This is a genomic window from Thermogemmatispora sp. (assembly GCF_042408735.1).
GTDB lineage: Bacteria > Chloroflexota > Ktedonobacteria > Ktedonobacterales > Ktedonobacteraceae > Thermogemmatispora.
On sequence record NZ_JBHOQV010000118.1, the window covers coordinates 1 to 24,667 of the forward strand.

Genomic DNA, 24,667 nt, shown 5'->3' on the forward strand with positions numbered 1-24,667 from the left:
TGCTCTCTGGCAGCAGGAGCAGAATGAGCAACTCAGAGCTGCACTTCTGATGGCCCTGATATGTCTTGATGAGCCGGATCTCCTGGAGCAGGCAGAGCGGCTGGCTTTGCGGCCCCATCCGGTTCTTGTCCTTTTCAGCCAGCAGAGCAGACTGCATCTCGTAGAAGTGTATTTGGCAAAATATTTGGTAAAGCATAGCAGAGCCGAGACTTTGGAGCACTTGCTGAAGAGGGGTCTATTTAGTCATGAGAGTTCGGTTTTGGCGTTGATGAGGTTTATAGAGGATGCCGAACGTCGCGATGTACTGCCTGTCCTGCTCAAGATAATGGAGCAAAAGGTGACGGAAGCCGGGCTGAGTCAGCTCAAAGATGCGGAGCAGAGGAAGCTAAGGCGGATGGCCATAACTCTCAGCGAGCTGGGTGAGACGCCCGATGTTGCCGAGCGCCTGCTCGCGCTCTTCCAGCGCATAGGAGTAACTGCTAGCCCAGCCGGCGCAGAATTGCCCCGGCTCAGTGATGCCCTTTTCGAGGCTCTCTGGCACGTCACGCGGCGGACTGGCCTGCTTGTTGTCGAGCAGCCGCGCGGCAGCCGCCGCTACGTCCTGCGCCCGCGCCGCGGATCGACTGCCCCCACGGTATCGCCTCTATCCCGGGGAAGCGGGCAGACAGGCAGAGCGCGTGGCGAAACCTCTGAATGAAGGCTCAAGTCTGGCTGGCAGCCCCTGCCCCCTCATCCTCCGTTGCCACCACGCGCTTCACCCCCCAAATGCAGCCCGCCAGGCGCTCATTGTAGTCCTCGTCGCCCGGCTGCAGGCTATTGATCACCACGCGGTTATACTCTACTCCCTCCGCATGTATGAAACGCCGCTCATCCAGGGCCAGCGCCACGTGAGTGATCCGCTCCCGTCCGAAAAAGAGCAGATCCCCAGCCCGCAGCTCCGCCAGCGGCACCGAGTGGCTTAGAAAAGCGTACTGCTGATCGGCATCGCGCGGCAGCGCATAGCCAGCCATTCGATAGCAGAGCTGGACCAGTCCGCTGCAATCGATCCCCTCGCAGGTCGTTCCGCCCCACAGATAGGGCGTTCCCAGCAAATCGCGCGCATACTCCAGCACCACCCTCAGCGGACGGCGCGGGAAAGCCTCGTGGGCCAGCTCCACGGCTACCGTCTCGCGCTCCAGCCAGGCACGGCGCTCGCCCGGCAGAGCCACCTCCACGCGCTCCGCCAGGCGAAGATCCGTCAGCGGGAGCACTGTCGACAGATAGGCTGGCCCCAGGGTCTCATCGCCCTCCGCCGCAGCCAGGAGGCGGGCGCGTGGCCTCTGAACCACCGCCACCAGTGGCAGTGCTGTCCCGCAGCCCTCCCCAACGCGGCAGAAGCCCGACTTGATCGGCTCCTCCAGCTCGACCCCGCGCAGCCAGCCGCTGTAGTCCGAGAGCTGTCCATGTAGCCACTCGCCCTGCTCCCCATCGACCAGCACCTCGCGGTTCAGCAGGGCCTGCGTCACCAGCTCCGCCGCCGCATCCGGTTCCCGTCGCACATCTGCCACCGGCACTGCCACCACCAGCTTCGTCGTCATCGGTCCTCCCTCCTCAATCGGGTCCAAAGAAAGAACGAGCGGCGCTCAGCGCCACAGATTGCTCAGCACGAACATCAAGTTGGCCGGACGCTCAGCCAGGCGGCGCATCAGATAGGGATACCACTGCGAACCGTAGGGGACATAGACCCGCACACGGTAGCCCTGACGTGCCAGCCGCTCCTGAAGATCGCGCCGGATGCCATAGAGCATCTGGAACTCAAAAGCCTCGCGGCTGATCCCGTGATCGCGCGCGAAGCGGCAGGCCGCCGTAATCATCGCCTCATCGTGCGTCGCGATCGCAGGAAAATTCCCGCGCGCCAGCAGCATGCCCATCAAGCGCACATAATTGGCATCCACCTCGGCCTTCTGCGGGAAAGCCAGGTTAGGAGGCTCCTTATAGGCCCCCTTAACCAGGCGCACCCGTACCCCGGCTTGCAGCAGACGCTCCAGATCATCCTTGCTGCGGTACAGATACGCCTGGATGACGGTTCCGACCTGCTCAAACTCGCGATGCAGGCGCAGCGTCATCTCGATCGTTCGCTCGGTATAGGCCGAGCTTTCCATATCGATGCAGACAAAGATTCCCAGGCGACCGGCCTCCGACAGGAGATGACGCAGATTCTCCTCGCACAAGATCGGCGAAATGTCCAGGCCCAGGGCCGTCAGCTTGATCGAAAGATTGGCATCGAGGCCGCTCTCCTTGATGCAGCTCAGCGCGCGGATATAATCCTCCGTTGCCTCTCGGGCCTCGTGCTCGTCGGTCACATTCTCGCCGAGATGATCCAGCGCCACACTCAGGCCCCTCTGATTGAGGGCCCGAGTGACCTCGACACACTCGCTCAACCGCTCCCCGGCCACAAAGCGGTGAGAGAAATTGCGCGCCGCCCGGTTCGACAGCGCAAAGTTGCGCAGCCCATCGTGCTGCGACAGATACAGCAGTGTATCTCTGAGCATCAGCGCCCCCTATGGCCAATGATAGAATCCAGGTAATAGTGAAGCCTCAGCATAGGTTGCCCTGTGAAGCTTTCCTGCCCTTATGATAGCACAAAAAGGGCTGCTCTGGTCCGCTGCCGACGGAGGCCAGAGCAGTCCTATGCCTCTCAACCTGACTCAAGCAAACCAGCAAGCAGGATCGCTGGAGCCGCCTGAGCGATAGCTCCTGCTGCTTCTTCCTGACGGACCGATGAGCTGGCTGGCGAGCCAGTTGCGCATCGACTGCACTGCGCCCTGTTTTGCTGGCTACCAGCGCAGGGTGCGACGAATCTGCCAGTCCCAAAAGCGGTCGGGGAGCCAATAGCGCAGGCGCATGGCCCAGGCCATGTTGGGAGGAACAGCGTAGCGCGTACGTGGGCGGGGACTGCGCAGAATCTTCTCAACCGTCTGAGCGAACTGCTCGGGAGGAAAGCCTCCGCGCCCGGCGGCCAGGCGCAGTGCGCTCTTCTCCATCACCGTCAGCAGGCGCTCATATGGGCTTCCCTGACCGCGATACTGCTCCAACTTGCTACGGGCGCGCTCCATGCTCGTGCGCCAGATCCCTGTCGGGCTAGAGGTCGGCTCGATCACTACCACCCGCACTCCGAAGGGCGCCAGCTCGACCCGCAGGCTATCGCTGAGCGCCTCCAGAGCAAACTTGCTTGCCCCATAAGGACCAAGAGCTGGCAGCGGAATGCGGCCATTAACGCTGCTCACATTGATAATCGTCCCGCGCGCCGTCTTCAGTAGAGGCAGCAAGGTCTGCGTCACCCCGATATGGGCGATCGTATTGACCTCGAACTGCGCGCGCAGATCGTCGAGATCGATCAGTTCCAGCGGGCCGGCGAAGGCCGTGCCGGCGTTGTTGAGAAGGGCCGTCAAGGTTGGCGTTGCAGCCGCCACCTGCTCGCCCAGCGCCCTCACCTGGGCAGCGTCCGTAATATCGCACAAGAGCGGCGTCAGGTTCCCAGCGATTTCGGAGGTCTTGGCCTCGGCCAGCAGCCGCTCGGCATCCTCCGCCCGCCGCACCGTCGCAAAGACTTGCCAGCCGCGTTGCGCCAGGTGCAGGGCCGTAACGCGCCCGAAGCCGCTGGAACAACCAGTAATCACAATGGTCGCCTTCCCTGCCGTCGTACTCATCTTATTTTCGGCTCCTCTCTCCCTCTCTGTCGCGCCCAGGAGATCAGAAAGGCTCTTCGCCCCCCTGGTCTTCAGGGCCTGGGCCAGGCCCGATACGATCCCAGAGGCCCAGGCGGATCAGCTCACAGCGGGCCTCGAAGCCAAATTGCTCGGGATCCATCTCACGGCCATGGCGGAGGACCAGGCTGCGCAGCATCTCGATCTGCTCCGCCTTGGTGGCAACGTCTTGTTCGAAAGGAATATGCTGTGCCAGATGCTCTACCGCCTGGCGCTGATACCATTGCTCCTGTGTCTCTGCCATAGGCCCCCCACCCGCTCAAGAGGCAGTCAGATCAAGACCAACAAGCTGCATACGCATACGGCGAGCAATCGCCGGGGGCATCACCGGCCACAGTAGCCCTCGCTTCTTCCCCGGCCCTGACTGAGTGTGGCTGGCTGTGCCTCTATCGGCCTTGCTCCCTTTCATCAACGTAATGCTATCATGGCCACTCCAGGAGGCGCAAGAGCGTCCCCCCGCTGTCCAGGCTCATGAAGAGATACACCCTGAAACAGATTTGTATACGTTGGAGATAGCCATTTTGCCCTAAAGCGCCCGCTCACTCTTGACCGCATCAGGCAACAATGCTACTGTCAGAAAGGAGATCGAGGCTCGATAGATAACTTCCGGTAAATAGCGAAGGTGATTGTGATGATGCTCTGTGTCCACTGTAATACGTATCGACCGGAGGGTGAGGGTCCCTGTCCCTATTGCGGCGGGCCGGCGCCGACCAGTCCGGCCAGCCCTGCCACTGCCAATGGTAGCGGCTTCTTCTCCGCTGGTGGCGGCCAGACGACAGTTGCCATGCCGCCGCTGGCTTCCTCATTTGGAATGCCCTCCGCCTCTGGGACTGGAACGGGGACAGAGTGGCAGGCACAATCACTGTCGAGCTATTCGCCCGAGCAGCAAAGCGTAGGGCGCATGGGGAGTGGAGGTTCGGGGGTCAACTATGCGCCCATCGGTCCGGGCGCGGCTGGCTCAGACATCAGCTATCCGGCCCTGAGTGCTCCCGGCCTTAGCTCTGCGGGAATGAATGGGGCCGCCAGCTTCTCTGGTCCCTTCTGGAGCCAGAGTCAGCAGCTGCAGGCGGGGACGAGCGAGTCTGTGCCTCAGGAGCCTTTCCCGCCAGGTCAGCAGCAGTTTCCCGGAGCCTACCCGGGCGGAGATGGGGCTGCGGGACAGCAGCAGACTGGTCCCCAGAACCCCCTGCAGGCCCAGGCGCAGGGTCAGCAGACAATGGCCATGCTGCCCGTCCTTTATCAGGACCCGGCCAATCCTTCCACGCAATCCCTGATCCTCATTCCCCAGGCCCAGGGTCAGGCCATCAATACCGGCGCCTTGCTGCCGCTCGGCCAGCAGATGCCCGGGCCTCCCATTGCCGGCATTCCCACCGAGGAGGAGGCCCTCTATATTCCTCCCATGTACACGAAGCCGAGGCCGATCATCCCGCGCTATCGCGCGATCAGCGGCTTTGTCAGCTTCCTCATTGTTGTGCTGCTGCTCTGCAGCGGAGCGGCCTATTATGCCAAAGTCACTGGCAAGCTGGCCTTCCTGGGGCAGCTCGTAGGAGTCACTCCTCCCAACGTCGCAGCGACGCCGGTGCCGAACCTGCCCGATCCCAAGCCCAGCGAGAATGGTCCGGCCTACGGAATCATCAGCTCAGCTACGACTGCGCCCAGTGTTGACCCCAAGACCGGCATCGCCCTCCAGCCCGGTCAGGTTTTTAAGCCGGGTCAGACCATTTACCTGACCTATAGCGTCCACGCCAAAAAGGCTGGAACGGTCACTGTGAAGTGGTATACCAATGGCCTGCTCTACCAGGTGCTTTCAAAAGCGACCCCGGACCCGAAAGGCGGTTCCTGGACGGGCGTCTCTATGATGCGCTTTACTCAGCCTCTCGAAGGCATGGTCGAACTCTACTGGAACGATACTGGAAAACAACCCCAACTGGCCATTCGCCTCTACTTCGTTGTCCGTCCCTAGCCTGGCTAAGGAGATCGGGGCCTGAGACAGGGTTGGGCCGCGGGCGGAGTCACCGATGAGAGACTTTTCTAAGCAAAAGGCTGTCCGCCCAGCAAACAGCAAGGAGGAAGGAGACAAGGGCGGCTGGCAAAATCTGAGCTGCCCCGCTCCTTCTCTGCTCCGCCTTTCGCCTGCGCTAGGCTTCCTCCCCGCGCCTCTTGCACAGCGTCTCAACGCTGACATCGCCATAGACCCGCACCTGGCAGGCCAGACGCAGGTTAGGGTTCTTCTTGAGATCGTTGCGCAGCCAGAACTTCTCCATGAAAGTCAGTTCGTTCGTGTTGCTGGCAGGGTAGACCGCCACGCGGTCCGTCCCACAGAGACCATTGCCGTGGCAATTGGCGAACTTCCACAGGCCGCAGTAAACGGGTACGTCATGCTCAAGCGCCGGATAGCGCACATTGTCACCTTCAGGAACCTCGACCTTAACCTTCTCACGTACAAACGTAATCGTTGGCACGGTGACTTCCTCCACAGGAATGGTGCTGGTTCTCTTTGGATGCTTCTTTGGAGGGACCAGCTGGCCAGTCAGCAAACCAGACAAACCAGGCAAGCCAGGCAGGTCGGACCTGCCAGAACACGCCCAGAGCGATGGTACAGATCAGGGCTGTGCTCGCAAGGAAGCGATGACTGCGATGGGATCGAGCCGCAGCAGCGCACTCTTTCTTACTTACTTAACCGACCTCTGCCTGGTTCCTACTTTCTTTTGCGCCAGCGCCAGCGCGCCGGCCTGGTAACTCACCTGCTGGACCTCCCTCCCTCATATCGGTCAGGCGAGCCGCTCGCTGTTGCTGCTGTGCCTGGTCAGAGTGTAGCATAGAGCACCAGGGCTAGCAAGGGCAGAAGCGAGCCAGAATCTTGCCGGACCTGGCTGGGGTCGGGCGTCCTGGCCTGGTCTGCTCTGCTCCCGATCAAATCACAGCCATGAGCACAAGCACCTGCTGTGGAGTCACCAAAGGGGCAAGAACGGGATCGCGCTCCGCCACCGTCAGCGTCAGGCTCAGCGAGGTGTTGGCTGGCACCTGAGAGAGCGCGGGAAGAATACTGACGCTTGTGTCCTGGCCTGGCGCCAGGGGACCACCACTGTTCGGCGTGATCTCCAGGGGCGGATCGTCCTGGTCAGCGGTAATGACCCAGTTGAGCGGTGCCGTACCTGTGTTGCTGACGGTCACCGTTTGCGCCCTGGGCCTGCTGCCGTGCGGCACGTCGAAGATGAGAATCGTCGGCTCAACCGTAATAGTTGGCGAGGCGGGCGCTGCCACCGTCAAAGTAACAGCAATTTCCTGCTCGGTCGAACCAGCGCTGAAAAGCAGGCGCCCCCGATAGCTTCCAGGAGCCAGACCGGCCGTGTTAATCTGCACGGTCACTGTGGCCTGCCCACCGGCGGCCAGGGTTCCCGAGGTCGGCGTGGCCCCCAGCCACTGGCCGTTGTCGCTTGTGCTGCTCGTCAGCGACCAGCTCACCTCCAGGCCGCCGTTGTTGTGCAGCGTCAGCGCTTGAGGAGGAGGATTGTGCCCCTCCGGCGCCGTGAAGCTAAGCGTTGCGGGGGTCAGCGTGAGCTGGCCCGGTGCCACCAGATGCAGACTCACCCGCAACTGTGGACCTCCGCCTGAGTAGCCGACGCCCTCAAAAAGAACCGTTCCTTGATAGTTTCCCACAGCGAGCGAGACGGGCGAGATCGTCACACTCAGGGTGACGCTGGCACCGGCGGCCAGATGGCCACTGCTTGGGGTGATCTGTAGCCAGCTACCGCCGGCGCTTGTGCTCACATTGCTCTTCCAATCGAGCGCCCGCGGGCCATGATTCTGCAGCGTCACAGTCTGCGCTGGCAGGGTCTGGGTGCCGCTACTCGCCGTGTAGCTCAAGCTGGCGGGGGCAATACTGAGCGTGTCTGAGGGACCGAGAACCGTCATGTTGACCGTCAAGACCTGGGCGGGGCTGCCCTTCCCCTGATCATCTGGCTGCTGAGCAAAGATCACGTGGGCCGTATAGCTGCCGGCGGGCAGATCTCCACGCTGAGCAATCAGCGTGACCACCTCACTACCGACAAAGCTGCCCGCAGAGGGATCCACCGTTAGCCAGGGCTGATCGCTGCTGGCTCGCCAGCTCAACTGGCCGTTGCCGCTATTGAGTAAAGTAATAGCCAGCCGCGTCGCTGTCCCCGGCAGATCGGCCCCCAGGTCAACGCTATAGTCGGAAAGCTTCAGTTGGGCCGGAGCTGACACCGGAGGCAGCACTGTAATCGTTGTCGAAATGCTCAGCAACTGCGTTTCATCAACCACTAGAAGCTGGTGCTCTCCAGGTTGCCAATCTGACGCAACCGTTAACTGAAGAACAAAGGCGCCGATCTCGTTGGCCCGCACATGCAGTGGCTGTCCATGGGCATCGAGCAAGGGAATCGCACTGTCGCGTTGCAGAACAAGCGTATCGCCCGCGCCGAACCCCTTGCCGACCAGCGTCAGGCTCTCATAGACGTGGAGCTGGCGTGGAAGGACGGTCAGCGAGGGAGAGAGGGTCGCACCCGACAGACGGCGCGTGAAGAACAGATAGGTGAGAGCTGTGCTCAGCGCCAGCGCGATCAAAAATAGCGCTAGCAGCAGGCGAGACAGGAAAGGACGCCGGCGCGAAGAGGAGGCCGGCTGCGCAGGCTTGCCGACCGGAGCGCTCTCCCCGGGCTGGAATCCTGCAAAGGAAGGCAGAGCCTCCTGGGCCTGCAAAAGCATTGGCTGTGGCTCAGCGCTCTCCGCCCTCGAGGCAGGGGCAGGCGACCTTTGGGAGGCAGGCCCCTCCCAGATAGCGGAGGGCGGCACCGAGAAAGGACTGGAGAGATAGGGGAGATCCTCGGGGTGGAGCCCGGCATGGTAGCCGATCGGTTGCGGCGAAGCCGGAGGAACGGAGCGCCGCAGGCGCCGGCCCCTTCTGCCCGCAAGAGCAGAAGGCCCAAGGACATGCCCACAGTGACGGCACACCTGGGCATCGGCAGGCACCAGTTTATGACAGAAACGACAACGCCTGGTCTGCATCGCTGTGTCCCACTCTCTGACCTTACTGCCCGCCGGCACAGCTCAACACGGGCCTGGCAGGCCAGCCCGCCTCGGAGCTGCTTGCTCGACCGCTCCCTGGCCAGGCTGAGAAGCGGGCTGTTGTGGAGGGAGATGTTCGCATGCTCTCTACTGAGATAGACGTCAAACCTTGCCTGACGTCCAGGGGAGAAGCAGGACCGCTCATAGTGTATCATAATTTGCCAGCTTGGGCACAACGATAACTGAGAGTAGCGAATAGCGGGACCGGAGCGGAGGGCGAGGGAGAGCAGAGGGAGAGCAGGCGGAAGAGCGGAGAGGGGCAGTGAAAGAGGACAGGGAGAGGGAAACCAACGGGCCGGCCGCCGCGCGAGGGGAGAAACGGGAGATGCGAGGGATGTACCACGGGCACCACAACAGGTACAATGGCCCTCGCAGATCCCCGAAAGCGTCTTACGGCTCCTGGTTCTCGTCAGAAGGAGCGACCAGCGTGAGTAGCTCCTCTTCAAGCTGGCGCCAGGCAAGCGCTTCGGCCTGGCTGACATCGAGCGGCTGGTGCTGGCGCGTCGCCTCGCTCATCATCCGAGCGACGCGACGGCGCAGGCTGGCGAGTAGGGGCTTTTGCCTCTCTAGCGGTGGTAGGCTATAGAGATCGATCGATTCGATAGAGTAGAATTCGTCAGGATCAAAGGCTAGTAAAAGTAGATTGGCGTATTTATGTAGCAGAGAAAGTTGTTCCTGTGCCAGCAACGGCAGTTGGCTGCTCACGGCCAGCAGGCAGCCGGCGACGCGGCGGACCCGGACGATCGGGCAGGCGATAGCGGTGAGAGCCTCGTCTTGCGCCAGTGGCTCCCATCCGGGAGTCGGAAGAAGCGTGAGCGGGGCCTGGGCTGGAACCTGGAAGATGACCGTGCGGGCGATAGAGACCGCATGACCGGCCAGGGACTCGCTGCCATAAAAGCAAGCCTCGTTCTGGGAGCTGAGCTGCCAGCGCCGGCTGTCATTGGCCAGAGACGTGCGCAGGGTGCGTACACGCCCGCCACGCGAGGGCGGCATGCAGCGCAAGATGAGCAGGCTCAGGCCCTGTCGCCGTGGGTCAAGATGAATGCTGGCCTGCTGCAGCACAAGGTTGCTGACTACCCAGGTGCGCAGCGGCATCGGCACCCTGAGCGCAGCATTCAAGACGCGGTCATAAAAGACAGGAGCGATCTCCTGAGCCTCGCTGCAAAGGGTGGCACCCTGATCCCTGCGGCTCAGAAGAGCAAATTCGCGCGCCACCAGCTCCAGCAGCCCTTGATGGTGCTCTGGTAATGCACAGAAGAGGCGGTAAAGAGCATATGGACAGGGCGACTCGTCGCCGGTGGCCCAGCGTGACAGGGTAATGGGGGAAACACCTGCTGCTTCTATCAAGCGCATTTGTTCTTGAGGATCGTCTTCAATGCTGCTCAGGAATTCATACCATCTTTGAGGCTCGTACATTCTTCCTTCCTTGGACCCTCTCAATAGCTACACACCGCTCCTCACCTAACTATAGCACGCCCCTCCGACCTCGGCCATTAAAATTCCGTTAAAATTACGGGCCATGCATTTTTTGTCTATGGCAAACGTATATAAATAGTTATATATCTACTAGAAGGAGACATCTAGTAGGAAGCGAGCCGCTGGGAGAACCCAAAAAGGCTAGAGGGTCTTGTGGCTCTTGCTGGGGGTGAAGGCAAGCGACTCTGCTGCTGACTGGGGAGCGGAGCCCGAATCAGAGGCCGCGTGCTGCCTGACTCTATGGTATAATCAGCTCGTACGAACAATCGTTCTTGCCTGCCCGCTTCCCGCCGAGGGGAGGAAGATCGAAAGCGGGCTGAGCGACTACTGTTGAGGAGTGGAGCGAGGGCGGGAGCTGTCTGTTTCTCCCTGCTCGCTTCAGCAGCGAAAGAAGAGTCTGCCCTATGCCGATTCGCCAACTGGCCCCAGAGGTCGCAGCCAAAATCGCCGCTGGCGAGGTGGTGGAGCGCCCCGCCTCGGTCGTTAAAGAATTAATTGAGAACAGCATCGATGCCGGAGCCTCGCAGATTCGGGTTGATCTTATTCAAGGAGGTCTGCAGCTGATACGGGTCAGCGACAATGGCTGCGGCATTCCTCCGGAGGAGCTACCCTTAGCGCTGGCGCGCCATGCCACCAGCAAGGTCAGTACTGTGGAGGATCTGGAGCGCATTCGCTCGCTGGGTTTCCGTGGGGAGGCGCTGGCAAGCATTGCTGCCGTGGCTGAAGTGGTGCTGATCAGCCGGCCCCGTGGGGCGGCGGACAGCGCTCAGGTCAGCGCCTGCAATGGCCAGATTTCCTCAGTTAGCCCGGCGGCCTCCCCCGAGGGAACCATCGTCACGGTGCGCAACCTCTTCAGTGCCGTACCGGCGCGCTTGAAGTTTCTCAAGAGCCGCCAGACAGAGGTCAGTCATTGTTTGCATCTGCTTCAGCAGTATGCCCTGGCCTACCCAGAGATCCGCTTTACGGTCACGAGCGAGGGGCGCGAGGTCTTTACCACTCCCGGCGATGGCCAACTGGCCACCGTGCTGGTGCAGATGTATGGTCCGACTGTGGCCAGGCAGATGGTGCCCCTCAGCAGCGCCCCGGCTGAGGACCCTGAGCGCCCGCTGATTAGCGGCTACGTCAGCCGGCCCACCTGTTATAAGAGCACGCGCCAGTACCTCTCGTTCTTTGTCAATCGTCGCTGGGTTCACAGCCGCCTGCTCATCGCCGCTGTTGAAGAAGCCTACCGCACCCTCTTGCTCAGTGGGCGCCATCCGCTGGCGGTGATCAACATCCAGGTTGACCCCTCGCAAATCGATGTCAACGTCCACCCGGCCAAGACGGAGATTCGCTTTCTGCGCGAGCGTCGTATCTACGCCGAACTGATGCGGGCGGTGCGCCGCGCCGTTCTGGACGGGGCGGAGGCTCCAAGCTGGCAGCCAGCCCAGCGATCCTCTTCGGCGGCGGCTGCTCCGTCTGCGGAGCCAGCGCCTCAGCCTGACGAGAAGGTGGGGGAAGAGGAAGAGACGATTGCCCAGGAGCAAGCTCCCGCCTCCTCGGCGGAGCTGGCCTCTCAAGAGCAGCCGCGGAAGGGGCAGGCCGTCGGGCCGACCTCCGATCCCGCGCACGGCCCTCAGAGGGTCGACAGGGTCAGCCTGAGACATGCTTTTCCTCTTGATAATCCCTGGCTGACGGTCAGCGAGGAGGAGCGCGGAGCACGAGCCGCTCTGCAGTCGCGTCTGTGGCAGGGTCATTTACATCCGAGGCAGGGCGAAGCGGGACGTTCCTCCCGTTCCCAGGCAGCCGCTTTTAGCAGGTCCTCGGGGCCTGCCGAGAAGGAGCTGGAGAGGGAGCACGAGCAGGCTACTCCTCCTCTCCAGGAGGAGGCCGAGCAGGCCGCCGGGCCTCTGCCCGCGTCCGAGATAATGGCTCCCACGCCGTTTGGGTCGCGCCAGGAGCAGGCACGCTTTCCTGAGCTGCGCGTCATCGGGCAGTTGCTCCAGAGCTATATTGTGGCTGAGGGGCGTGATGGCCTCTATCTGATCGATCAGCACGCCGCTCACGAGCGCATTATTCTGGAGCGCATGCTGACCGCGCGTCAGGAACAGACATCGCTGGCCCAGATGCTCCTGACACCCCTGCGCCTTGAGCTTGCGCCTGCTGAGTTGGAGGCCATCGAGGGGCGCCTTGACGAGCTGCGCGCTCTGGGCTTTGAGTTGGAGATGCTCGATCACGGCCAGCTCCTGGCGCGCGCGGTTCCTTCCGTGCTTGCCAGGCAGCTCAGCGCACGCTCGCTGCAGGAGCTGCTCAGGGAGCTGACTGCCCCAGAGCACGATGGGTATAGCCAGACCTGGGAGGAGCATGCACTCGCTAACATCGCCTGTAAGGCCGCCATTAAAGCTAACTATTTTCTGACCAGCAGCGAAATGCGTGAACTGATCGATCAGCTTGCGCGAACGCGCGCACCCTTTAGCTGCTGCCATGGTCGCCCGACAACTATCCGTTTTAGTGCTGCCGCACTGGAACGCGAGTTTGGGAGGCGCTAGTGTTTGCTGACGTGCTGACTGTGGCCGCCAGTTGGCAGGGAGAGCGACCTCTCCTGACATATGAGGTGCCTGAGGAGCTGAGCGGGCAGCTCCGGCCCGGCCAGTTGGTGGCTGTGCCCTATGGAGAACGGTTGGTCGAGGGCGTTATCTGGCAACTGGCGGAGACCTGTCGCTATGGCGAGCTGGAAGGGCTGCGCCCGCTGCAGGCCCTGCTCGATCCTCAGCCGGTGCTCTTGCCCTATCAGCAGGCCCTGGCTGAGTGGATGGCCGATTACTATGTCACCTCGCTGGCGCTGGTGGTTCAGCTGATGCTCCCTCCGGGCCTGCTGCAGGGGTCGCGAGCTGTTCTGACGCTGGTGAAGCAAGAGCCGCGTGGGGCTATCTCTCTGCCGCTGCAGGCTTTAATTGGCCTGCTATTGGACGAGGGCGAGATAGATGTCGCGCGCCTGCGGAGTATGCTGGGTCCCACGCGGGCCCGCGCCCTCCTCAAGGAAGCCGTGGCCAGCGGCCTCATCGAGCGCGAGCCGCGCCTGAAAGAGCCGCGCCTGCGTCCACGGCGTCAGCGGGCCGTTCGGCTGCGGCTGTATGGCGAGGAGCTAGCCGCCTGGAAACGGCATCTGGAGGAAAGTCTGCCGCCGAACGCTGTGTCCGCTGCTTCCCCCGGCGAGCCCCTGGAGCTGCTGCCTTTCTCCTCTGCCCCAGGCCGGGGACTGCGCTCGCTGAGGTCCCCGACCTTCCCAACGGCCTCCAAAGGGCAGACCAGAGCCTCCCTGGCGCCGCTTCAGATCGGCCGGAGCCAGGAGCAGTGGCGTGCCCTGCGCGCGCTGGCTGCCGTTGACCTGCTCGAGCACAGCCCGCCCGAGATACTCTGGACGCCAAGCCGTCTGGCGCGTGCCAGTGGCCTTACCCAGGCCCAGCTCCAACAGCTCGTAGCTGAGGGTGTTCTGGCCATCGAAGAGGATGTGGAGGTCCGGCGTGACCCGCTGCGCGACCGGCCCATTGTGCCCAGCGAGCCGTTGCCTCTGACGCCGGCCCAGGAAGCTGCCCTGGGTGCCATCCTGGCCCCCGAAGCTGCTCAGCGTCCCCTGCTCCTCCACGGGGTCACCGGCAGCGGCAAAACCGAGGTCTACCTGCAAGCCCTGTCGGCGCTCATTGCTCGCGGCAAGAAAGGGCTGGTCCTGGTCCCGGAGATTGCCATCACGGCCCAGGCCGTCCAGCGTATCGCCGGGCGCTTCCCGGGGCGGGTAGCCATCATCCACAGCGCCCTTAGCCCCGGCGAGCGCTACGACGAATGGCGGCGTATCCGGGCCGGTCAAGTGGACGTGGTCCTTGGCTCGCGCTCGGCCCTGTTCGTCCCATTACCCGACCTGGGGATTGTCATCCTTGACGAGGAGCACGAAACGGCCTACAAGCAGGAGGAGCGTCGACCCACCTATCATGCGCGTGAGGTAGCCTGTGCCCTGGGGCGGCTCCTTGGGATTCCCATCGTTCTCGGCAGCGCCACCCCTTCCGTGTCGAGCTTCTACCGTGCCCGGCAGGGGACCTATCAACTGGTGGAACTGCCCGAGCGCATAGGGGCCCCGCTGCCGCCGGTAGAGATCGTTGACCTGCGCAGTGAGCTTCATGCCGGCAACACCAGCATTCTCAGTCGGCGCCTGCGCAGCGAGCTGGAGCGTGTCCTTGCCCGGCGCCAGCAGGCCATTCTCTATCTCAACCGCCGCGGAGCTGCCAGTTGTGTCCTCTGTCGCGAATGTGGCTACGTAGCCATGTGTGAACACTGCGACGTCCCGCTAACCTATCACGCCACCGAGCGCATTCTCCTCTGCCACTACTGCAATCTCCGACGTCCCGTCCTGACCCGCTGTCCACACTGCGACAGCCACGGCCTGCGCTACTTTGGGATTGGCACCGAGAAGGTTGAGCAGGCGCTGCAACAGACCTTTCCTGGCGCCCGTCTGCTGCGCTGGGACCGCGATACGGCGCGCACGCGCCGCGCCCATGAACAGCTGCTAGACCGCTTTGCCAATCACGAAGCCGACATCCTGATCGGCACCCAGATGATTGCCAAGGGCCTCGATCTACCTGGGGTCACCCTGGTAGGTGTGGTTGCCGCCGACATCGCTCTCCTGCTACCGGACTTTGCGGCCTCCGAGCGGGCTTTCACCCTTCTGACCCAGGTTGCGGGCCGCGCCGGGCGCGGCAGCGAGTCCGGGCTGGTCATCATTCAGACCTTCAATCCCGAGCACTTTGCCATCGAGACGGCCTCACGCCACGCCTACCATGAATTCTATGCCGCTGAAATCGCTCTGCGTCAGCGCTACGGCTATCCTCCCTTCCGCCAGTTCGTCAAGTTCACCTATAGCCATGTAAACCGGCGCCAGGCCCAGAACGAGGCTCTCCTGCTGCGCGAGCAACTCGATCGCGTCATCGCCGAGCTGGGACTTGAGGAGACCGACATCGTGGGTCCGGCCCCGGCAGTGATGGAGCGCATCCGTGACGAATTTCGCTGGCAGATGATCGCGCGCGGTCCAGATCTGCGCCCCCTGCTGCGCGCACTCGCTATTCCTCCGGGCTGGCACGTCGACATCGATCCAGTCAGCACCATGTGAGAGCCTGCCTGTATGCCTGAGCGCTCGCTAGGGGATAGCCTCGATGCGCACGCACCCCTGGCCTGGCACCAGGCGCAGGCCCAGGCGCCGGCTGATCCTCCAGAGGGCCTCATAGACAGCGTCGGCGATATCCCCATCCTGGAGCAGGAGCGTGAGCGTCTGCAGGGTCTCTTGATCCTGGGCGAGTTGTCCGACAGCCTCCGCCAGGGTGCGGCGTAGATACTTATCTTCCTCCTCGCGGCAAAGCAGGCGCAGCAGTTGGGGAACAAGCGAACGTTCGCCAAGCTGGCCGAGGGTATGGGCGATGGTACAGCGCACCGGCAACTCGACCTCCTCGTCGCTCAGCAGGGCCAGCAAGTATGGCCCGACGCTGCGCTCCCCCAGGTTGCCCAGCGCCCGCGCAATGGCCTCACGCACCCAGGAACCGCGTCGCCGATCGGCCAGCAGCGTCAGGAGCTGTGGCACGACCCATCGTTCGCCCAGGTGGCCTAAGGCCCCAGCAATGGCCTCGCGTACCGGTAACTCGACCTCCTCATCGGCCAACAGGTTCAGCAGCAAGGGGATGACCGAGCGCTCGCCCAGGTAGCCCAGGGCCACAGCAATGGCATGGCGCACTGAGCGATCGATATACTCATTGTCAAGGAGGCTCAGGAGCTGCGGAATCAGGCTCCGCTCACCCAGGCGGGCCAGGGCTGCTGCGATCGCGTGGCGCAGCGGCAGCGGCAAGCGCTCATCGGCGAGCAGGCGCAGCAGTTGAGGGGCGATGGAGCGCTCGCCAAGCTGACCCAAGGCCGCCGCCAGCGTATGACGTAGCGGCAGCGGAAGATGCTCCTCGACGAGAAGGACAAGCAACTGAGGGGCGATGGAGCGTTCGCCAAGCTGGCCGAGGGTGGCCGCGATAGCATCGCGCACCGAGGGATCCAGGCCGTCATCTGTCAGCAAGTTGAGCAGCTGAGGCACAATCGAGCGCTCGCCCAGATGGCCCAGGGCGTGGGCGATGGCGTAGCGCACCGAAGGATCGATCTCCTCATCCGAGAGCAGGCGCAAAAGATGGGGCACGATGGCGCGCTCTCCTATGTGGCCCAGGGCGTTAGCGATGGCGTAGCGCACCGAGGCATCAAGCTGCTCGTCGACCAGCAGGTGTACCAGAGGCAAGGCCAGCGAGCGCTCGCCGAGTCGCCCCAGGGCATCGGCGATAGCGTCGCGCACCAGCACATCGACCCCCTCATCGGCCAACAGATGCAAGAGGCCCATGTTCACCCACTCACCCCCAATCTCTGCCAGCACTTCCGCGCTATTGCGCCGGTCCAGGGGATAGGGAGTCGCCGTCAGCAGAGCAAAGAGGCGGCTGATGACCTCCTGGCGCAGGCCGCTCTCGCGCATGGCTGGTCGCATCGCCAGACAGCGTCCCGCCAGGAGCAGATTCGTATGGAAAAGGTCGTCGCTGGAGCGCCTCCGTCCACCGTTGCCAAGCAGGTGCTGAAGCAGGGGACTGAGATCGCTCACGCGCCCGGCGTAGAGCAAGATCACCTCTTCCCACCAGGGATTGCCGCGACGCTTGATCAGCTCTGAGAGCTTCCCATGCTCGACGGCGTAGAGAGCGGTCAGATACTCCTGCAAGGTCAAATGCAGAAAGCCATACCACCCACGGGCCTGCTCCTTCAGGAGCGTGTGTTGCCCTATGATTTCCTTGAAGATCTCCTGGCTCTGCTCGGAGTCGAGACCGATGGTCGGCAGGAAGCGAGCGATTTCCTCCAGCAGCTCATCTTCGGGAAAATAGCGCTGGCCACGCAGGTGGAAGTGCCAGGCAATAGCCTCCAGCAACTGAAGCTTGTGCTGAGGCAGAAATTGACTGTGACGGCGAATATCGCGACTGCTATCCCAGCGCGTCAGCAGCGTCTCCACGCAACGCCGATATAGCTCGACGCGCCGGTCGGGCAAATCTAACTGCTCTTCGTAGAGGAGGACGATCAGCGAGAGCAGCAAGGGATTGCCCGCCAGAGCCTGCACCCGGGGACTGCGTTCGAGACGATAGATCAAATCGTTCGCCGCCTCGGGCGGCAGCCGAGAGCCGGTCAGCGCCAGCCAGCGCTGAATGAACTGACGGATATCCTCGGGACGGAAATCGAGAACCTCCAACTCGCGGAAACCGGTCAGGCGACTGCGCTGGTGGTAACCGGCCTTGCGGGCCGTCACTACGATTGGCACCTGGGGATAGCGTGTCGCCAGCTCCATGATCATCATGACGACCGTACGATAGGTCGACTCGGCCTCATCTTTGCTGGTGCCGGTCAGAGTCTCATCGAGAGCGTCGAGCAGGAGCAGGGCCTTCCCTTCCTGAAGGCGGGCGTGCATCAGGGCCAGGGCCATTCCCCGAGGAATGCGATAGCGCTCCTCCCACGTTCGGGCGGAAAATTGAATGATGTCAATGTTGCGAGAGGCAGCGCTGGGGGTGGCGGAGACGAAAGTATTCAGCTCAACAAAGATGGGAAGGTCGGGCAGGCCCTCTAGCTGGCCGGAGAGCGAGCGCAGGGCCAGATATTTCAGCAAGGTAGTCTTACCGGCGCCGGGGTCTCCCAGGACCACGCTCCGGCGGTAGCGGCGAATAGCCTCGTCTGGATCGAGCGTAGCGGTTGACTGGCTATCGCAGTAGCGGTGGCTGCCGTGAGCAAGATCGACAAGGTCGCCGCCGGGCTGCCTTCCGTAGCGCTCCTCATCGAGCTGGTAGCCCGGGCGAGTCTCCTCGTGCAGGCGTACGCGGATATAGAGATCAAGCAGATTGATAGGAAGATTCATATCGAGAATTTGTAGGTGGGTCAGGCGGGGATCGACGCGCAACCCCGATCGATACTGCTCCAGGGCCTGGCGCAGGCAGCGGGTAGAGAGGCGCTGGCGCCAGGCATTAGCCTCATCTTCGCTCTGGGAGGCGCGCAGACGTCCCAGGTAGAGGTTGACGGCGGCAGGGATCGCGGCAGCCAGCACGGCTCCTGCCAGCGAGATAAAGGCCACCACGATCGGCGTATTTTCCCACCATGCTCCGCTGTTGATGGAGCCTGTAAGCAGGACCATGACGGTCAGATTTGGGGCCGCCCAGGCGGCTAGCCGCTGCTCGCCCCAGGCGGGAGCAGGCAGACCGGGGGCAACGGTAGTCCAGCCGAAGGTTGCCAGGGCCAGCACCGTCGTGCCCATCGTTGCCAGAAAGCAAGGAGAGCGGGTGAACATACTGTCCTCTTTTCTTGGCTTCCACGCACTGCGTCTCAACGCAGGCGGCTGCCAGCGGAGAGCTGTGAATCTGGAGTAAGCCTTGTTCAACATCAGACACATCGGACAGATCACCACCTCGTTTCCTGTCCGCTGTAGCGGGCACAGAGAACAAGACGGCAGTTCAGTGCAACCTGGCACCTCTTCCGCTCGACTATGGGCGGAAAGTAGTAGGAGGAGCAAAGGATCACAAAAACGCAGTACAGTCTCTCCCTGGTCGGCCAGGGGAGCCAGGGCCTTTCCATGCATCCGCTCTTGCCATCGCTCGTCTGGTCCTCAGCGGCCGGGTGGGGATAGGGTCGGGCCGGCCTGGAGGCTTAGATGGCGGGCCGCGAGAAGTCTATTTTTCCGGACGAAAGGCTGACCCTGGCTGGCCACGCCTCGCCATCCCATGGTCTCTTTGCATCCTAAAAAAGAGGATAGTAGTTAGTTTGTTATTTGTCAAAATAATTCCGCTATATGGAACTATACTTTATTCCTGTGGTTATATTTGGGAAGAAGGACTTCTGTAGACTGATCAACAGCGAGAAAAGAAAGCATGTTTAGCTTAGAAAGCCGAGGAAAAACGCTGATGCTGTTCCCACATTTCACAGGAACAGCATCAGCGTGGCACGGACCAGACTGGGGATGGTTCACCGGAGGGGAGGCCGCCAGGCTCACCCTCCGGGTCCTCTCTCAGAGTGGGCGCATGGGGGCAGACGAGGGTGGCTGGATCAAGAGCGGGAGAAGCTTCGCCACGCGCGGCGTGCCCAGGCCGGTCACGGCATCCCAGCCGGGGCCGGCGCTGTAGCCCTGGATCGCCACGGCATTGCCCTGCCCGTCCTGGCCGACGAAGGTATTATCGCCCGAGGTAATGTCGTGGAAAGCCTGGGTATAGACATTGGAGCGTCCGATCGCGTAGAGAGCGGGATTCAGGTTGCCCAGACGGTGGCCAGCCATTTGAGCAGCCAGAGCGGCGATCCCGGCCCACTGGGGAGAGCCAGCGCTGGTACCGCCGAAGCGGAAGACCAGGTCTTCGCCCTGGCCCGAGGAACTCCAGACCACCAGCACGCCGCTATCGATGCCGGCATTGAAGGCCACATCTGGCAGGCCACGATAGCCGCCGATCTGAGCCAGGCCGTTTTGATAATCTGGCCGGGGATACGTGGTGCTGAAGCCCCCACCGCTGGCCGCCTGATACTGAGGCTCATCCCAGGCTTCTTCACCCTGATAGCTGCCCTGGGCGCCGTTCGCCTCCAGCAGCGTTCCCCCGACAGCCGTCACCAGGGGATCGCTGGCCGGCGAGGAGACGCTCAGGAAGTAGGAATTGCCGTCGCAGGTGTACTGGGCGGCCCCCTGGTCCCCAGAGGCAGCAAAGAGCGTCATGCCCTGCGCCACAGCTTTGGCGAACAGCTCATGCTCCTGCTTGAGCAGCTGGGGATCGACACAGCTCTCACCCTCACCAAAGCTCTGGGAGATGATATCGCCCAGGTTGTGCTCGATCGCGTAGCGCGTCGCGTTCAGCACATCGATGTCCTGATTAGACTTGGCCAGGACCAGCGTGATGGCCGCATCCGGCGCGATCGCATGGGCCCACTCCACATCGAGGCTGATCTCGGCGGCCCAGCCGACCTGCGTGTTGTCGAAGGGATTGAAAGGTGGAAGGCCATCGGGCGCCACAATGGTAAGGCTGGGCGGGTCCGGCAGGCCGAAGAGCGTGTCGAAGGTGTGCAGGTCATGGCGGATCGTCGGACTCTGGTAGGCGTCGATGATCACGATGGTGTGCCCTTTGCCGGTAATCCCCTTAGCTAAAACTGGGGCGATCTCGTAGGCGGCTTGAATCTGCTTCGGCCCAAAGCAGGTAGCCGGATTCGTCGTCTGGCATGGGAAGGTGCGGTCCTTATTGACCGCGCCGGCATAGACGTACTCGGGCCGGTTGATGACGTAGTGTGGTTTGGCCGCCTGCGCGATCTGGTCGGCATAGAAGTGGATCAGCGTCCCTACCAGCAAGCCACACAGGACAATGGCGGTGGCTACCAGGTGCGGCAGCCAGCGCGTAATGGGGCTTCTCTCCATGAGAATTGTGACCTCCTTGTGAGCTAAACGGGACAATGTGCGCCGCGATCGATACCTTGCGGCACCCCATCGATCCTAGTGTAGGAGGCCACAACCGCTTTTGAATAGCTAAAAACAGTTAAAATATGGTTAAAATGTATCATAGTTAAGTAGATGTTTATTGGATACAGAAATGTCTATTTTTATATTAATGACGAGATAGATGATAAGGATGGGATTACTGATGGGGTAAGAGAGGTATATGACAGGGAGAGGGGAGGGGCTGAAAAAAGGGGACAGGAAGACCAGCCTTCCTGTCCCCCTTTGGCCATGTGGTCTGATTGCCGACCTGCCAGGGGCCGACCTGGCGAGGGGTTGGACGGGTTATAGAGAGCGAGCGCGCGCCAGATCGGGGCCCGTGGTGCCGCAGCCGAAGGCTACCAGCAGTGGCAGGAGATTGGCCACGCGAGGCGTTCCCCAACCGGTCACGGGGTCCCAGCCCTTAGCGGCGGAGTAGCCATTGACCGTCACCGAGTTGCCATTGACATCGGTGCCCGTAAAGGTATTGTTCCCCGTCGTGATATCATGGAAGGCCCGCGCATAGAGCGGCGAATGGCCAATCAGGTAGAAGGCGGGGTTAAGGAAGCCTACACGATGATGGCCGAGCTGATCGGCCAGGGCTACGATTCCGGCCCACTGGGGGGAGCCGGCGCTCGTACCGCCGAAGCGGAAGACCAGGTCTTGCCCGAGGCCCGACGAGCTCCACACAGCCAGTACGCCGCCATCGATCGCCGCGTTATAGGCCACGTCGGGCACTCCGCGATAGCGACCGATTCCAGCGGTGCCGATCTGGTAGAACGGCTTCCGATAGACGGTGCTGAAGCCGCCGCCGCTGGCCGCCTCATACTGGGGTTCATTCCAGGCCGTCTCGCTCTGGTAGGCGCCAGTCTGGCCATCGGCGACCAGTTGCGTGCCGCCGACACCCGTCACCAGGGGATCGCTGGCCGGCGAACTCGCGCTCAGGAAATAGGAATTGCCGTCACAGGTTGGCTGGGCCGCACCCTGATCACCCGAGGAGGCGAAGAGCGTAATGCCCTTGAGGGTGGCCTCGAGGAACAGCTCATGCTCCTGCTTGAGCAGCTTGGGATCGACGCAGCTCTCTCCCTCACCGAAGCTCTGGGAGATCACATCGCCCAGGTTATGGCGGATGGCGTAGCGTGTCGCGCTGAGAATATCCGTGTCCTGGTTGGTCTTGGCCAGCACCAGCACGATGTGGGCGTCAGGAGCGATAGCGTGGGCCCACTCCACATCGAGGGTGATCTCGCCTGCCCAGCCCACCTGGTTGGCATCGTTAGGATCGAAGGGAGTCAATCCGTCCGGTGCGATGATAGTGAAGGAAGGATCGGGCAGCCCAAAGATGGAGTCAAATGTCTGCAGATCGTGGCTGATGGTCGGGCTTTGGTAGGCATCAATAATGACGATGCTTCTTCCTTTTCCTGTAATCCCTCTATTCAGAAGAGGCGTGATTTCATAGGCTTCGCGGATCTGCTTGGGGCCGTAGCACCTGGGTGGCGTCGTCGTCTGACAACTGAAGGTCGTATCGCTGCGGGCGACTCCGACATACTCGTACTGCGGATGGACTACAGCAAAGCCGTGTAGACGGTGGGCCGTCAGTGTCGCCGCGCTCGCCCCCCCACTCAGACCAAGGCTGAGCGCCAGCATTGCGCTGATGGCTACTGCGGTAATAAGCAGGCGCGAGAACCGACGGACGAGAGGTAGATCTTTCATGAATGTCTGACCCCCTTTTTCAGAACATAGTGCCTTAAGACAGTAGAGAAAACTCGTGCCTGGTGCGGATAGAGGGGAATAGGAATGGCACCCGCTTATAGTATACATGGTCTTCCTGCTTTTTTTAAAGAGGAACAGGTTGATAGATGGTAAAGATCTACCTTAAGAAATCTTAACATATGGCGCTTAATTGTCGGCTCGCTTGCTTAAAGGCAAGAGCTTCCCTTGCCGTCCTCCGCGCCTCCTCTGCGGGCTTCACTCGTGCTCTAAAGTCGCTGTCGGGACCAAAGGCTCGCCTCCTGGCTGGCTGCGTCACTTCCTCGCCGGGCCGTTCGTATACTGAAAAAGAAGGATAAAAGGAGTGCAGAAGACGGGTGGTCTGCAGGATCACCCTGGTGAGGAAGGAGTGGTTTGACCATGACCGGGTCACTGGAGAGACCCACGCTGCGCGATCCCCAGCCTGGCAAGGAGCCGGCTGCTGGGCCGATGCCCCAGGTTGAGGCGGCCCAGGGTGAGAGGGGGGCAGTGGTGGAGAAGCAAGAAGAGGTGGAGGAGAAGACTCTGCTCCAGCAAGCAGCGACCGCTGCTGAGGCCGACGGGAGGCTACAGGCTGGTGAAATAAATCTGGCGGAGGCTACTCTGAAGCGTGAAGCCGTAGCCGCTCCTCGACAGGAGCAGGAGGCGCTCGTGGTGCCGTCGCTGGAGGCGGTACCGGCTGATCATCGTGAAGATACTCTCCCGCTCAAGCGCCCTGCTGAGGACAGTTCGGGGTCGCAGGCAGCCTTCCACAGTGCGCCGACGCTGCCGGTCCTGCCGCAGGAACCGCCCGGCCTTGCCCGGCACTTGCCAGGCCAATCTCGAGGCTGGCGCCCTCCAGGCGCGCGCCGACGACCCTCTCAGGGTACAGCGGGCGGCTCCACTTTCACAAAGCTCTCGCTGGCAGCCCTCATTGCTTCTTTGCTTTTGCTGCTGGCGAGCCTTGGTCTGCTGGTTTATCTTTTAAGCGTGCTGGCGGCGCGCGAGGGTCTTCCTCCTGCCTCGCTCATCTCGGCGACCGTCGACGGCAAGTCAGCAGATAGAGAGCACGGCCAGGGCAGCGCAACCATTGAGCTGGCGCTCTTCCCTCAGACCTTCAGTCCGGCCAACTGTCTTCCCGATAATGGCTATCGCTGCACTGCAACACTGATGGCCAGCGGGCCGGCGGGCAGCGTGCGCTGGCAAGCCTGGGCTCAGGGCGTCGCGGCCCGCTTCAACCCTGGCAGCGGCAGTATCGAGCCTGGGCAGCAGCAGCAAGTCATCATCTATCTCCCGGCGACCTGTCCGGTCTCTGGAAAACTGATCTTCTCCTGGAATAACCGCCAGCTCAGTGTGCCCTGGAGCTGCTAAAGGGCCGCCGGTAGCAGGCTGCCCGGGCCGACCCGCTGCGACCTTTGGTCCTGGTCGGCTCTGCCCGACCAGGCCGTCCGCCCGCCTCAGCTCAGCGAGGCAGATCGGGGCGTGATTTGCGCAGCCGCAGCCAGCCTTTCTCTTTGGGTAGCTCCTCCTGGCTGTTCTGCCCTTGGGGCTTAAGCCCCATCTGCTCCAGGAAACGAATCCCCGTTTCACTCCAGGTAACGCCCGCGGCCAGCTCAATAACTTGATCGCTGCGCACGGGAACCGGACGGTAGCCCGGCGGCGGCTCTGTAGCTTGCGGCCCCGGGCGCGACGTCGGCCACTGTGGGTATTTCGGCGCGACGACCGGTACTTGTGACGGCTTTACCTTTTCCAGCTCCATCGCAGTTGACCACCTTCTTTCTCTATGTTCGCGGTCTCAAAAAGCGTGGCAGCGCACAAAAGGTGTGACGAGCGGAGCGCGCTGTCGACGCTGGAGAACAATCCTCAGTCCTGGTCGATAGTCTCTATCTTAATCTATCTAAAGGAAGGAGAGACAGGTCGTCCAGCTAGATGATAGCGCAAAGCCGGCGCCTCGTCCATAGCTGTGGCGTGGCCGTCCTGGTCCGACCCAGTTACCTGGAAAGAGTTAGCCTTCGGCTTGGAGGCGAGCCGGTGGAAAGGCTGTTGGCTGTCAGCTTGCTGGGGGCCAATCTTTCTGCTCTGCTGCCGCGGAGCGGAATAGATGCTGATCTTCTCGCCTTAGGGA

Annotated in this window: 16 protein-coding genes; 5 read left to right on the forward strand and 11 right to left on the reverse strand. The window is 62.0% G+C overall.

Annotated elements, in window-relative coordinates; translation table 11 throughout:
* Positions 1–394: 394 nt before the first annotated feature.
* Entirely contained in the window at positions 395–697 is a 303-nt protein-coding gene (locus ACFMO7_RS10200) for a hypothetical protein (RefSeq protein WP_376795382.1), read from the forward strand.
* A 4-nt stretch (positions 698–701) separates the two neighbouring features.
* Here ACFMO7_RS10200 and ACFMO7_RS10205 read toward each other — a convergent pair whose 3' ends face one another.
* From ACFMO7_RS10205 to ACFMO7_RS10220, 4 genes are all read right to left on the reverse strand, one after another.
* Positions 702–1,577, reverse strand: coding sequence for an NlpC/P60 family protein (locus ACFMO7_RS10205; protein WP_376795383.1), 876 nt, complete (start codon positions 1,575–1,577; stop codon positions 702–704).
* Positions 1,578–1,622: 45 nt separating this feature from the next.
* Positions 1,623–2,531, reverse strand: coding sequence for a proline dehydrogenase family protein (locus ACFMO7_RS10210; protein WP_376795384.1), 909 nt, complete (start codon positions 2,529–2,531; stop codon positions 1,623–1,625).
* A gap of 285 nt (positions 2,532–2,816) precedes the next feature.
* A complete protein-coding gene (locus ACFMO7_RS10215) occupies positions 2,817–3,689 on the reverse strand; it encodes an SDR family NAD(P)-dependent oxidoreductase (RefSeq protein ID WP_376795385.1) in 873 nt (290 codons plus the stop codon).
* 43 nt (positions 3,690–3,732) lie between these two features.
* Entirely contained in the window at positions 3,733–3,990 is a 258-nt protein-coding gene (locus tag ACFMO7_RS10220; RefSeq protein ID WP_376795386.1) for a hypothetical protein, read from the reverse strand.
* Between the two features lie 387 nt (positions 3,991–4,377).
* On the opposite strand from ACFMO7_RS10220, the gene ACFMO7_RS10225 reads away from it, so the two are divergent.
* Positions 4,378–5,709, forward strand: a complete 1,332-nt coding sequence (locus ACFMO7_RS10225) for a hypothetical protein (RefSeq protein WP_376795387.1) — start codon at positions 4,378–4,380, stop codon at positions 5,707–5,709.
* Positions 5,710–5,884: 175 nt separating this feature from the next.
* Here ACFMO7_RS10225 and ACFMO7_RS10230 read toward each other — a convergent pair whose 3' ends face one another.
* The 3 genes from ACFMO7_RS10230 to ACFMO7_RS10240 form a co-directional block, all read right to left on the reverse strand.
* A complete protein-coding gene (locus ACFMO7_RS10230; protein ID WP_376795388.1) occupies positions 5,885–6,208 on the reverse strand; it encodes an iron ABC transporter substrate-binding protein in 324 nt (107 codons plus the stop codon).
* A gap of 451 nt (positions 6,209–6,659) precedes the next feature.
* Complete coding sequence (locus ACFMO7_RS10235; protein ID WP_376795389.1) at positions 6,660–8,471, reverse strand: choice-of-anchor D domain-containing protein; 1,812 nt, start codon at positions 8,469–8,471, stop codon at positions 6,660–6,662.
* A gap of 750 nt (positions 8,472–9,221) precedes the next feature.
* The gene (locus ACFMO7_RS10240) at positions 9,222–10,247 is read right to left on the reverse strand and encodes a hypothetical protein (RefSeq protein WP_376795390.1); all 1,026 of its coding nucleotides are present in this window, start codon (positions 10,245–10,247) and stop codon (positions 9,222–9,224) included.
* A gap of 464 nt (positions 10,248–10,711) precedes the next feature.
* On the opposite strand from ACFMO7_RS10240, the gene mutL reads away from it, so the two are divergent.
* Complete coding sequence (gene mutL / locus ACFMO7_RS10245) at positions 10,712–12,835, forward strand: DNA mismatch repair endonuclease MutL (protein WP_376795391.1); 2,124 nt, start codon at positions 10,712–10,714, stop codon at positions 12,833–12,835.
* Positions 12,835–15,444 carry a primosomal protein N' gene (gene priA / locus ACFMO7_RS10250; RefSeq protein ID WP_376795392.1) on the forward strand — a complete coding sequence of 870 codons (2,610 nt, stop codon included), beginning with the start codon at positions 12,835–12,837 and terminating at the stop codon, positions 15,442–15,444. Before mutL ends, priA begins: the two co-directional genes overlap by 1 nt.
* Before the next feature lie 27 nt (positions 15,445–15,471).
* On the opposite strand, the gene ACFMO7_RS10255 is transcribed toward priA, so the two are convergent.
* The 3 genes from ACFMO7_RS10255 to ACFMO7_RS10265 form a co-directional block, all read right to left on the reverse strand.
* Positions 15,472–18,666 (reverse strand): HEAT repeat domain-containing protein, encoded by a 3,195-nt coding sequence (locus ACFMO7_RS10255; protein WP_376795393.1) that lies wholly within the window; start codon positions 18,664–18,666, stop codon positions 15,472–15,474.
* A gap of 714 nt (positions 18,667–19,380) precedes the next feature.
* Positions 19,381–20,760 carry a S8 family serine peptidase gene (locus tag ACFMO7_RS10260; RefSeq protein ID WP_376795394.1) on the reverse strand — a complete coding sequence of 460 codons (1,380 nt, stop codon included), beginning with the start codon at positions 20,758–20,760 and terminating at the stop codon, positions 19,381–19,383.
* A gap of 363 nt (positions 20,761–21,123) precedes the next feature.
* Positions 21,124–22,527: a S8 family serine peptidase gene (locus tag ACFMO7_RS10265; protein WP_376795395.1), complete on the reverse strand. Its 1,404-nt coding sequence runs from the start codon at positions 22,525–22,527 to the stop codon at positions 21,124–21,126.
* A 417-nt stretch (positions 22,528–22,944) separates the two neighbouring features.
* On the opposite strand from ACFMO7_RS10265, the gene ACFMO7_RS10270 reads away from it, so the two are divergent.
* A complete protein-coding gene (locus tag ACFMO7_RS10270) occupies positions 22,945–23,913 on the forward strand; it encodes a hypothetical protein (RefSeq protein WP_376795396.1) in 969 nt (322 codons plus the stop codon).
* A gap of 91 nt (positions 23,914–24,004) precedes the next feature.
* On the opposite strand, the gene ACFMO7_RS10275 is transcribed toward ACFMO7_RS10270, so the two are convergent.
* Positions 24,005–24,301, reverse strand: coding sequence for a hypothetical protein (locus ACFMO7_RS10275; RefSeq protein WP_376795397.1), 297 nt, complete (start codon positions 24,299–24,301; stop codon positions 24,005–24,007).
* Positions 24,302–24,667 lie beyond the last annotated feature (366 nt).

Bases quoted from the DNA above. Each gene is read 5' to 3' on its own strand.
- ACFMO7_RS10260 (WP_376795394.1), bottom strand. From the start codon at position 20,760: ATGGAGAGAAGCCCCATTACGCGCTGGCTGCCGCACCTGGTAGCCACC.
- ACFMO7_RS10235 (WP_376795389.1), bottom strand. From the start codon at position 8,471: ATGCTTTTGCAGGCCCAGGAGGCTCTGCCTTCCTTTGCAGGATTCCAG.
- mutL (WP_376795391.1), top strand. From the start codon at position 10,712: ATGCCGATTCGCCAACTGGCCCCAGAGGTCGCAGCCAAAATCGCCGCT.
- ACFMO7_RS10210 (WP_376795384.1), bottom strand. From the start codon at position 2,531: ATGCTCAGAGATACACTGCTGTATCTGTCGCAGCACGATGGGCTGCGC.
- ACFMO7_RS10205 (WP_376795383.1), bottom strand. From the start codon at position 1,577: ATGACGACGAAGCTGGTGGTGGCAGTGCCGGTGGCAGATGTGCGACGG.
- ACFMO7_RS10255 (WP_376795393.1), bottom strand. From the start codon at position 18,666: ATGTTCACCCGCTCTCCTTGCTTTCTGGCAACGATGGGCACGACGGTG.
- ACFMO7_RS10265 (WP_376795395.1), bottom strand. From the start codon at position 22,527: ATGAAAGATCTACCTCTCGTCCGTCGGTTCTCGCGCCTGCTTATTACC.
- ACFMO7_RS10270 (WP_376795396.1), top strand. From the start codon at position 22,945: ATGACCGGGTCACTGGAGAGACCCACGCTGCGCGATCCCCAGCCTGGC.
- ACFMO7_RS10220 (WP_376795386.1), bottom strand. From the start codon at position 3,990: ATGGCAGAGACACAGGAGCAATGGTATCAGCGCCAGGCGGTAGAGCAT.
- ACFMO7_RS10200 (WP_376795382.1), top strand. From the start codon at position 395: ATGGCCATAACTCTCAGCGAGCTGGGTGAGACGCCCGATGTTGCCGAG.
- ACFMO7_RS10275 (WP_376795397.1), bottom strand. From the start codon at position 24,301: ATGGAGCTGGAAAAGGTAAAGCCGTCACAAGTACCGGTCGTCGCGCCG.
- ACFMO7_RS10240 (WP_376795390.1), bottom strand. From the start codon at position 10,247: ATGTACGAGCCTCAAAGATGGTATGAATTCCTGAGCAGCATTGAAGAC.
- ACFMO7_RS10225 (WP_376795387.1), top strand. From the start codon at position 4,378: ATGATGCTCTGTGTCCACTGTAATACGTATCGACCGGAGGGTGAGGGT.
- ACFMO7_RS10215 (WP_376795385.1), bottom strand. From the start codon at position 3,689: ATGAGTACGACGGCAGGGAAGGCGACCATTGTGATTACTGGTTGTTCC.